The following is an 11,001-nucleotide window of genomic DNA, read 5'->3' as shown; positions in this document are numbered from 1 at the left end:
CTATCAAAAAATGCGGCGTAGTTCAAAGTATGAATAGTGACGGTGGTCGCTGTCATGATAATGCTCGATGCGAGAGTATGTGGGCAAGGTTCAAAACGGAGCTTCTCTACGATAGATATGATACCAAATCTATGACTGTCAAAGAGTTAAAAACAGTTATCTGGAGGTACTTCATGTCCTATTGGAACAACCGAAGGATCTGCTCTGCTAACGGAGGACTCCCTCCTGCAGCTAAACGCAGGAAATACTATGATTCACAGCCCGTTGCGGCATAGTGATAAATTTTCCCAAAGAAATCTGCCAACCAATATTGACAATTTCATAGTTAGTTGTTCGAGCGCTGAGACATCAAAGAAAACAAAGTATCAAATTCAAGAAGGAATTTACAAAGAGGTAGAAAGTGACTCAAAAGGGAATTTCATAAATACAGTAATATCTGGAAGCGGAGCACTTACAGAAAGATGTATATCCACTTTTGGAGACGCAACAGTACAGGAGGGAATCACTGAGCTAGGAGCTTTTTCTCTTGCAGAAGGAGCCTGTTATACTTTGAAGTTACCAAGTACGCTTACAACTATAGGAGATTCAGCATTTGAGTCGCTGACAAATCTTAAGGAGATTACAATTCCTGAGAATGTAAGCAAAATAGGAAATAACGCATTTCTAAAGTGCGTTAATCTACAAAAGATAGTCAACAATTCTTCAATTGCAGTAGAAGTTCCTAAAAGTGGAACAGAACTTTTGGTAGGATATGAATACTATGTTGATGGAAAGAAAGTGAGCGAGGTTCAACCGGGTAAGACGGCAATAGGAACGCCACGCAAATTTAAACTGAACTTAGTCTTAAATAAAGGCAAGATAGTAGGAAAGACACCAACAACCTATACATACGGAGAAAATATGACTCTTCCTAAGGCAAAGAGAAAGGGATATCAGTTCATGGGATGGTCATTTAAGGATAAATGGTCAAATGGAATTAGAAAACTGAACCCTCAAGGTGTATATATGGCTGGTGAAGAGACTAGATATGCACAGTTTGCTAAGGTCAAGTATAAGGCTAAAAAGAAGAGTTTTGAGGTTAAATGTACAAACTATAATTCGGCTAATCTATGTATTGCTTATTCTTCTAAAAAGAATAGAAGCGATGAGAAACGAGTAGAAGTATATAATCCTACAAAAAAAGGTGTTGCCTATATGGTTGTAGGTAATAAAGAAAAAAAGATTAAGATTACTGGATCATATAAAAAATATAAAGTGACATTTAAGCAAAAGCAAAGATATAAAAAAAACTGGATTAAGGTAACAATACCAAAACTTAAGTCCGGGAAAAAATACTATGTTAGATTGAAGCAGAGAAGCACTTCACCAGTGGGAGATGATGTCGTAACAAAAGAAGATTTGGAAAGTATCTGGTTCGGTCATAAGACAATCTTATTATAATGGGCCGCTGAGGGCATGGCCAAAGGCAGATTTTTGCTGAGTATTCCATGACGTGAATGCATACGTAAGCTGCAAGGAGTATGTTGGTACTCTGATAAGTGTGTGGTATTCCACAAAGCAAAGTGGCACCGCGGTATAAATTTGATTTACCGTCCTTGATGATAATTAGTTTTATCATCAAGGGCTTTTTTGTTTATGTTGAATATGTGTTGTGAAAACGAACAAAAACTTCCAACTTATGGCAGGATGTGATATAATTAAATCGTTGGAAGTACAAGAGCAATAGATCTACATAGAACGGAGGAGAGATATGATGAATAAAAAGAAGATTTCCAGTCTATTACTGATTTTTTCACTGACATGTGCATTGTTTGCAAATATGTTTTATGTTGATGCTTCAAAAAAAGTATCACTAAATAAAAAATCTATAACTCTTAAAATTGGCAAGAAATATAAGTTACGCGTAAAAAACACAAAAAAGAAAGTAAAATGGAAATCAAATAATAAACATATTGCTAAAATCAATTCTAAGGGTATTGTAAAAGCTGTAAAGGCTGGTAAAACTAGAGTCTACGCAAAAGTTTCCGGAAAGAAATTGTATTGCAAGATTATAGTTAAGAAGAAAAAAATTCAAAATACTTCTAACACTACATCATCTGCTACTGCAACAGCAACACCTGCAGCATTTGTTAATGAAACAGCAACGCCTGCAGCATTTGTTAATGAAACAGCAATGCCTGCAGCACTTGTTGATGAAACAGCAACGCCTACATCAAATAATAACTACTATAATTTTAGATATCCCTCTTATTTAACAGAGCATTATAATAAACATGGAGCTGAGATGGGATATACATCCGAAAAAGCATACTTGGATGGTGCAAATGCATTGATAAATAATGCTGCATCTTTACATAAACTTGAAGCAGAAGATAGTGATCATATTTATTACTTGGAAGCTACAAATGAAATAGTATTCTTATCGCAAGATGGATTTATAAGAACATATTTCATATGCAGTGGAAAGGCATATTTTGACAGACAATAGTATACTATTTTACTTCTAAGAACCATGTGTTAACCAGAAAAATAATGTATTTCAAAACAAGGAGGTTTTATAAAATGAAGAAATTTTTAGAAACAAGAAAACGAATACAGGTGGCGGGAATGGTAGCAATTCTTGCTATGAGCACTGTTGTAGCTCCGGAAGGAAAACTGGCAGGTACAGTAGATACAGCTAAGGCAGCTTCAAAGAAAGCAAAATCACTTTCGCTCGCAGTAAAAAAGGCAACACTTACAGTAGGAGACAAACTCACTTTGAAGGCAGCAATAAAACCTAAAAACGTAAAGATAAAGTGGAGTTCATCCAAAAAATCAGTTGCAAGTGTTTCAAAAAAAGGTACAGTAAAGGCTAAAAAAGCTGGTTCCGCAAAGGTGACCGCAAAGGCGGGTAAGAAAAAAGTGACTTGTAAAGTAATTGTTAAAAGTGTTTCAAAAAGCACAGCAACCAAAGCACCTGAATCACCTTCAGCGACAGCTGCGGTTAATACAACTAATGGGGTTTTGATAGACGAAAAATCCCCTGATTGGGTTGGAGCAATGGAAGCAGCAAAGAATGCCAAAAAATTAGCTGTTGTGGCTGGATTCAGTGACACGGCCACCTGTGCATGGTTTTCGTATCATGAGAAAGCAAATGACGGAACCTGGCATGTACGACTAACTACACCGGCATTTATCGGGAAAAATGGTCTTGGCAAGACTAAGGAAGGAGACTTGATGACTCCGGTAGGAGAATTCAAGTTTAACCGCGCCTTTGGTATTGCAGATGATCCGGGATGTGCTATACCATATACAAAAGTAACGGCAGATCACTATTGGTCAGGTGATCCAAACTATCATTACAATGAATTGGTAAATATCAAAGATTACCCTGGATTAGCGATGGATGACAGCGAGCATATTATTGATTACACCTACAATTATCAATATTGTTTAAATATCAGCTACAATGCTGAAGGAACACCGGGGTTAGGATCTGCGATCTTCTTGCATTGTTTCGGAGCAGCAAAACCTTTTTCAGGAGGATGCGTAGCAATTCCTGAGTCCCATATGAAGCAATTTATGCAGATTGTGGATAAAGATACAGTGATTGTAATTGATTCGGCAAAGAATCTCTTTAATGATGCGTGGCCTAGCAGTATTTGGCCGGCAAATCCGGGTGTCTAAATTGTATAGATAACGATTTAGATGTATAAGAAGTGACAGTATTATTGTATTAAGTGAATAAATTATGAAAACAAGGCAGACAGAGAACTGATATCTTGGTTCTTTATCTGCCTTTTGTTTTGAAGAATTCTGTTATGTGAAAAAAAATATAATTCATTGGCACAAATTTGACATATGATTATTTTAATATATAACATGTTCATGTAAAGATGAATAGAAACAAATAAACAATTAAAGGAGAAAACCATGAAAACACTTAAATTATTACTATTAATTGCTGCGCTAACAACAGTCTGTCTAGTGTATTCAACAGATACAGAGGCTAAAATTTCAGGAAAATGTGGAGAAAATGCTACATTTATTGATGATGGCAAGGGAACTATGGAGATATCAGGAAGTGGAAAAGTAGATTCGTTACCAGTTGATTCAAATGTTGCCAACGGATCAAGTGAAGAGATTAAGAAGCTTGTAATTAATGAGGGAATTACAGAGATTAATTATAGCTCTACAAAAGTATATCTAAAAATGCTAGAAGAAGTAAAACTTCCAACAAGTATAAGAGATATTAATGGAACATTTTCTCATACAAGTATTAAGTCAATTGTTCTTCCGGAAGGAATAACTGTTATAGATGATGAGGCATTTGCAGGATGTTATGAACTCGAAAGCATTACGCTGGGTGAAAAAACCACTGAAATAGGTAAGAAAGCATTTTATAATTGTACTTCTTTGAAGGAAATTACTATTCCTAAAACTGTAGCAAAAATCGGAGGAAGAATACTGGAACACGCTGATAATCTGATGAAAGTAGATAACCAATCGGCGCAGATTTTTCCTTTGCCAACTAAGAGGTTGGGAGCATATCCTTTGTGGCAAACATTTTTTGTGGATGGGAAGAAGACTACAGAGGTTCCAGCCGGAAAAGTTGTTTTAGGAAAGTGGAATAGTTATAAGGTGACTTTAAAATTATCAGGCGGAAAGCTTGTTGGGAAAAGAATTAGTAAGCATACATATAATTCATCAGAAAAATTGCCAAAAGCAAAGAAAAAAGGGTATGTATTTTTTGGATGGAAGTTAAAATCCAGCTACTTTGGAATTACTGTGGAGAAGATAAGAAAAACTATTTCTAAACCAACAGTATATAAAGCAATATTTAAAAAAGTTACAAAGAAAAAAACAGGCAATAAAACTACAATTACGCTGAAGAATCCAAAGATCGAAGATTGTAATTCAAATCTGCATATAAAGGTGTTTAGTAATAAGAAGGCATCTAAAAATGCAACAACTTTTGTATTGAATCTTGATAAAAAGGGGATAGCAAAAAAAGCTGGAATAGTATGTAAATATCTTCCTAAGAAAAACAAGGTTGAGATAAAAGTCAATAACAAGAATGCAAAAAAAGTCAAAGTGTATTGGGGAGATGACGGAGATACAGAAAGTGAACTGTTTTCAAAAGAATATAGCATAAATGTATAAAGTAATAAAGTCGCTGACGATGTCAGCGGCTTTTCTCATGGCGAGCTTGGAAAATGGTTGAACGACATAAAGACATGTTGGTTGACAATTCATATATGATGCGTGTAGAATTATATTAAAAATGAATTCAGGAGGGGCCTATGACAGTATACGAATTATTGTTGGAAGCAAAAGATGAAAATTACAGAGAATTCCAAGCTAAGCTTGTTCCGAATATTGATAGTGAAACTATAATTGGAGTTAGAACACCCCAGATGCGTGAGGTGGCAAAAAAAGTTTTCAAAAGCGATATAATGGAGTCTTTTTTGAAAGATCTCCCGCATAAGTATTATGAGGAAAATCTTGTTCATTTTTTTATAATTGCACTGATAAAGGATTTTGATGAATGCGTAAAAAGGGTTGAGGAATTCTTGCCATATGTGGATTGTTGGCCGGTGTCGGATCAATCATCACCCAAGGTATTTAAGAAGAATCATGACAAGCTTCTTCCATATGTGAAGAAGTGGATTGGATCTGCTCATGTATATACTGCGCGCTTTGGTATACGTATGCTGATGAATGAGTACCTGGGGGATGATTTTAAGGAAGAGTACCTTGAGCTTGTTGCGTCCAAAAGTGGGGAGGATTATTATCTGAAGATGATGATAGCATGGTACTTTGCCACAGCACTTGCTAAGAGATATGAGGAAACTGTACCTTATATCGAGAATCATCGTCTTGATGAGTGGGTTCACAAGAAGACCATTCAGAAGGCGGTGGAGAGTTACAGAGTTAGCGATGAACATAAGATATATCTAAAGACTTTTAGATGAGAAGGTTGGTGAAAGTAGATGAAGGATTTCAAGGTATCAGGGCGTATTGACAGTTCTAATTCAGATGAATTAGAAGATAAATTACAGCAATTCCTAGCTGGATTAGACGATGCGAATCAGGTAAGTATTGATGCGGAGGAGCTAGAGTACATATCAAGTTCCGGATTGAGGGTTTTATTGAGATTATCTAAAAAAGTAAAATCCGTGATTATGAAGAATGTAAATGATGAAGTTTATGAAATATTAAATGTGACGGGTTTTACTGAGATAGTATCTGTAGAGAGAAAACTTCGCGATATTAGTATAGAGGGATGTGAGTTGATAGGAAAGGGAGCGCATGGTGAAGTTTATAGATTAGCACCTGATACGATTGTAAAGGTTTACAATCATGGGACAGATCTTAATCATGTCAAAAAAGAGCGTGAGACGGCTAGATGGGCTTTTGTAAAGGGTGTGCCGACGGCCATCACTCATGATATTGTCAGGGTTGGAGATCGTTATGGAGCAATATTCGAGATGATAGATGCCAAGCCTTCCACGGAATATGTTTTAGAAAGCGATGAGAATCTTCACAACTTTTGTTGTCAAGTAGTGTCTATGCTCAATCAGATTCACGAGATTGAGGTTGAGCCGGGGAAACTTCCCGACATGAGAGAGATGACATTGGATTGGGTTAAGAATATATCAGACTTATTTCCGTCGGACATTTATGATAAATTAATTAAAGAAATAGAAAATATTCCAAAGCGCAATACCTTGTTGCATGCGGATTCTCACTTAAAAAATATATTCTTATGTAATGATGAATGCATGTTGATTGACATGGATACTATGTGTGTAGGAGATCCTATTTTTGAGTTAGCTACCATGTATAATTCTTATGTGGAATTTCCTTCCATTGACTCCAAGGCTGCAGAGTTTCTTGGGATAGATGTTAGTCAGGCTAGAGCGTTGTGGGACGGAATATTTGACTGTTATATGGGAGATGCCGATGATGGGGAGCGGATGAAGACTTTGCGAAGATGTATAATTCTTGGTTGTGTGAGAATTATAGATTATATGAATAGACATGATGATCATGTAGTGAGAGATGCTTGCATTAATAAGTGTGTATTAGATATCAGTTCAACTATAACGTTTTCGTAGATTTTCTCGAAATTTTCACGAAAAAAAGTAATTGCACATGAAGTGTATTTATGCTACAATGGTTTTTGTATAGTTTCTTGATTAATACAAATGAAAAAAAGTTTGAAGGGAAGAAAGATATGAAAACCAAAAAAGTTTTAAGTGGACTTATTGTTATTTTGATGGCATTATCGCTGGTTATATCTCCTTTTATGGGGATTATGGTGGTTGAAGCATCAGGCACTCACGCGCTGGCAGATAAGGCTTCTAGTATAGCAGTGGAGTCAATTGTTGACAAGTCAGACGGAAGTAGAGTGATTTATCCACAGGAGGGAGCATCTATTCCTGAAATCACCTACGGAGATACCTTGTATTTTAGAATGACGTGGGCATTTGATGACACCACAGATCTTGACACAAGTGACATCTTAACCTACAAGCTACCTCAGAATGTATCTTTTAGTAGTACACAGCCGACTTCGATTTATGATGGAATTAATGAAGTCGGAACATTTCACATCGAAAAGGATGAAACAACCAAGCAAAGTACAATTAAAATCCAGTATACTGATGAACAATTCTGTGCTCATGATAAACGTGTTGGAGCTCTGAGCTTTCAGGGTAGCATTGTCAATGATGGACAGAATGGTACAAGAGAAAAAGATATTGTGATTACATTCCCTGATGTAGTCTCTATCAAGGTACATGCCAAGCCTTCGGCGGTTGCAAGTAAAGTGGCCATCTCGAAGAGAATGGAGCATGTGTCACCAGGTGCTCTGCCTAATTCGGTACCGGCTGCTGACAGAGACTATATTTACAGGGCTACCATCAGAATTACTTCAACAGGAACCAATACCAATGTACAATTCAATGATCAGATGTGGCCGGGTATGACGTTGTACAGTGAACCGGAATTCTATGCTGATAGAAATCTGTCGGAGTACATCGACAGCACATCTTACAATATGAAGTATTCGATTGGGGGAAGTGAGATTCACGCAACTATCCCTTCCATGGGGAATGGAGATGAGCGATGGGTTACCTACCTTGTAAAGATTAATCCAGCTATGTATAATTTTGATGATGCCAATGCATTTTTGCAGGAAAATGATCCGAGAGAGTTCTATACTAATAGAAAATATACCGGAAAGGTTTCCAATAAGGCAACAGCATCCAGTGATCAGGCGCCTGATGAGGTGAGATCATGGGGAGATGTTACTACTATAGATGGCGCTATCGACAAGTGGGCTAATCCTACTTATCACAATCTTCAAGAGGGTAAATTAAATTGGGAGATTATCCTCACTAATGTCGTGAATACAAATCCTGACCAGGGATATCTGGTTGATACTCTTCCAGCTAATGTATCTCTTGTTGAAGATGAAGTTATCGTTCGAGATATAGATACATATAATGAAATCAAAGATGGAGTGAGCATATCTCAGGAAAAGTTGAATGATGGAAGAACTAAGGTTACATATACTTTTTCTAATGAACTTATCGCCCATCTCAAGACTAGCGAAAAAGCAAGAGCTATGATTTCTTACTATACCAAGATAGAGAGACAGGAAGAAAAGACCGCGAAGTATACTAATACTGCGGAGATTTACTATGGTAAGAATAATAAATATAATAAGATAATGACCGCTAATGCATCAGATACATATACAAAGCCTGATGATTTGACTAAGGGTCATGATTATGATGAGTTGACAGCGCCAAATGTAGAATATACTTTGACCGTCAACCCGGCTGCTCTTGACCTTGATCCTGATACCGAGGAATTGGTGTTAGACGATGTTATGAGCAGTTCATATGATTTGGTTCAGGATACTGTCCTGATTAATGGAAAAGCACCTACGAGCGGAGAATTTTCATATGAACCATCAACGAGAAGTATGAAATTCAAACTCAAAGATAGCACTGCATATACGATTACTTATGATGCGAGAGTAAATCTCTCAACAGAAGAGAGACTTACCCTTCAGAACAGTAACAACTCAGCTACGCTTTCATCCACAAAGCCAGGTGGTTACAAGAATACGGTAAATCACAGTTTTGATTCAGTTGTACATCAAAGTGCGGCAAGTTCGTCTTCTAGTACGGATCTTAGAACTTTGAATGTAATCAAGCATGAGAGCGGAGATGCAACAAAGCTTCTGGCCGGCGCAGAATTTAAGCTGACAGAGATGGCAAATAAGATAGGTGCTACAGATACTATCGAAGATACGAATACTACTTTTTCTAAGAAGACAAAGGAAAATGGTCAGGTTTCATTTGGTGATCTGAAGCGTGGAGTAGTATATAAGCTTACAGAAAGCGCTGCACCTGATAGATATAATAAAGATGACACCTTGCGTTTTTACTTCTTTGCGCCAACGAGAGGAACTTATCCTACAGAAGTAGTATATAATGGAGTGACTTATCCTCTCTATGTTGTTGAAAGTACAAAGCAGAGCTATACTGTATACATCGGCAATGACACTAAGTATTCAAGCATAGTTGTTACAAAGTCTGTTGTGGATCAGGACGGCAAGAATCTGGTCGGATTTGCAAGCAAAGACTTTAGCGTAACATTAAAGGATTCGGATGGGAAATATTTGGATGCTAATGGAAAATTTACCGTGACAGACCCAGCTAATGCAAGTTATAAGACTATTACAGTTACATGCGATAATGGGGGACAGAGTTCAACTGCCGTTAGATTCGATGATCTTCTGATAGGAGAGAAATATACTGTAGTTGAGAAAGTTGGAACAAGTAATGAGTATGTGGAGATTGACGGATATATGTTTGCCGGAAATCAAAGTGGCTCATATGAGATAGAAATCAAGGAAGTTGTTGTTCAAAAAGGTGATTCAAATGTCAACGTGGCAAATGCATATGCCGTTGTCACACCGACACCAACACCAACAGCGACGCCAACAGCTACACCGACGGCAACGCCAACAGCGACACCAACAGCAACACCAACGGCCACACCGACGGCAACACCAACGGCAACACCAACAGCGACACCGACGGCAACGCCAACAGCGACGCCGACGGCGACACCAACGGCTACTCCAACGGCGACACCGACGGCCACACCAACGGCGGAACCGACGTCTACACCAACGGATACACCAACGGCGGAACCGACAGCTACACCAACGGCGAAACCAACGGATACACCAACAGCGACACCGACTGAGGCACCGACAGCAGAGCCAACGCCTACGATGAAACCAACGGATGAGCCAACAGCTACTCCGACATTGGTGCCAACAGCTACACCGACTGAGGCACCTTCACCATCGGCAACACCGAATGGCTCTAGTATGACAGGTACTACCGATAAGTCCAATGGATCCAACGGATCTGATGATGGTGGAACCGCTGAGACAGGAGTAAACTCACCGGGATCTAATGGTGGAAGTGATGATGGTTCGAACGAATCGGACGAATCAGAAGATGATGGAAGTTCGGATAAATCAGGCAAGACAGGTAAGTCAAGTAAGTCGGGCAAGTCCTCTTCTTCAAAGAAGAAAACAGGAAAATCATCTTCATCTACTAGAACTACCGGAAAGTCCGGAAAGAGTTATACCAGTATAGTAGAAACAGGAGATTCAGATAGAACAATTCTCATGCTTTCTGAGTTTTTGCTTATTTTGTCAATGGCGATAATTGGCATGCTTGTATTTGTAAAAGTCAGATTCAAGAGAAAGTATGAAGACTAATGACCAAGCATGGGGCTGTTGCACTAACAATTAAAAAATTGTTAGTGCTCAGCTCATTTTTTTGTCTAAAAAAGGGAGATTTTATTAATACTCTTTGTTGATTGAGAAGCGTGAGGGGCATGCCTATTTGAAAAAGAAGGAATTGGCATGCCCCGAGATGGGGAGAGACTTGATTGATAAGGCGTGAGGGGCATGCCTATTTG

Annotated in this window: 8 protein-coding genes; all 8 read left to right on the top strand. The window is 38.1% G+C overall.

Translation table 11 applies throughout. The annotated features are described in order from the left end of the window. Positions 1–275, top strand: a 275-nt coding sequence (locus L877_RS13910) for an integrase core domain-containing protein (RefSeq protein WP_026835470.1), incomplete at its 5' end; no start/stop codon positions are given. After that, the gene (locus tag L877_RS0107055; protein ID WP_026835469.1) at positions 250–1,440 is read left to right on the top strand and encodes a leucine-rich repeat protein; all 1,191 of its coding nucleotides are present in this window, start codon (positions 250–252) and stop codon (positions 1,438–1,440) included. The genes L877_RS13910 and L877_RS0107055, both read left to right, overlap by 26 nt. Before the next feature lie 310 nt (positions 1,441–1,750). Beyond that, positions 1,751–2,488 carry an Ig-like domain-containing protein gene (locus tag L877_RS13520; protein ID WP_084554817.1) on the top strand — a complete coding sequence of 246 codons (738 nt, stop codon included), beginning with the start codon at positions 1,751–1,753 and terminating at the stop codon, positions 2,486–2,488. Positions 2,489–2,562: 74 nt separating this feature from the next. Further along, a complete protein-coding gene (locus tag L877_RS14275; RefSeq protein ID WP_051437736.1) occupies positions 2,563–3,666 on the top strand; it encodes a L,D-transpeptidase family protein in 1,104 nt (367 codons plus the stop codon). Positions 3,667–3,912: 246 nt separating this feature from the next. Next, positions 3,913–5,142: a leucine-rich repeat domain-containing protein gene (locus L877_RS0107040; protein WP_026835468.1), complete on the top strand. Its 1,230-nt coding sequence runs from the start codon at positions 3,913–3,915 to the stop codon at positions 5,140–5,142. A gap of 140 nt (positions 5,143–5,282) precedes the next feature. Then, entirely contained in the window at positions 5,283–5,954 is a 672-nt protein-coding gene (locus tag L877_RS13510; protein WP_051437735.1) for a DNA alkylation repair protein, read from the top strand. Between the two features lie 18 nt (positions 5,955–5,972). After that, entirely contained in the window at positions 5,973–7,100 is a 1,128-nt protein-coding gene (locus L877_RS13505; RefSeq protein WP_051437734.1) for a phosphotransferase, read from the top strand. Positions 7,101–7,219: 119 nt separating this feature from the next. Continuing rightward, positions 7,220–10,798, top strand: a complete 3,579-nt coding sequence (locus L877_RS14270) for a SpaA isopeptide-forming pilin-related protein (protein ID WP_207637245.1) — start codon at positions 7,220–7,222, stop codon at positions 10,796–10,798. Positions 10,799–11,001 lie beyond the last annotated feature (203 nt).

This window comes from Eubacterium xylanophilum ATCC 35991, from assembly GCF_000518685.1.
Classification (GTDB): domain Bacteria; phylum Bacillota; class Clostridia; order Lachnospirales; family Lachnospiraceae; genus Eubacterium_F; species Eubacterium_F xylanophilum.
This window is presented reverse-complemented; position numbering and strand designations above follow the sequence as displayed.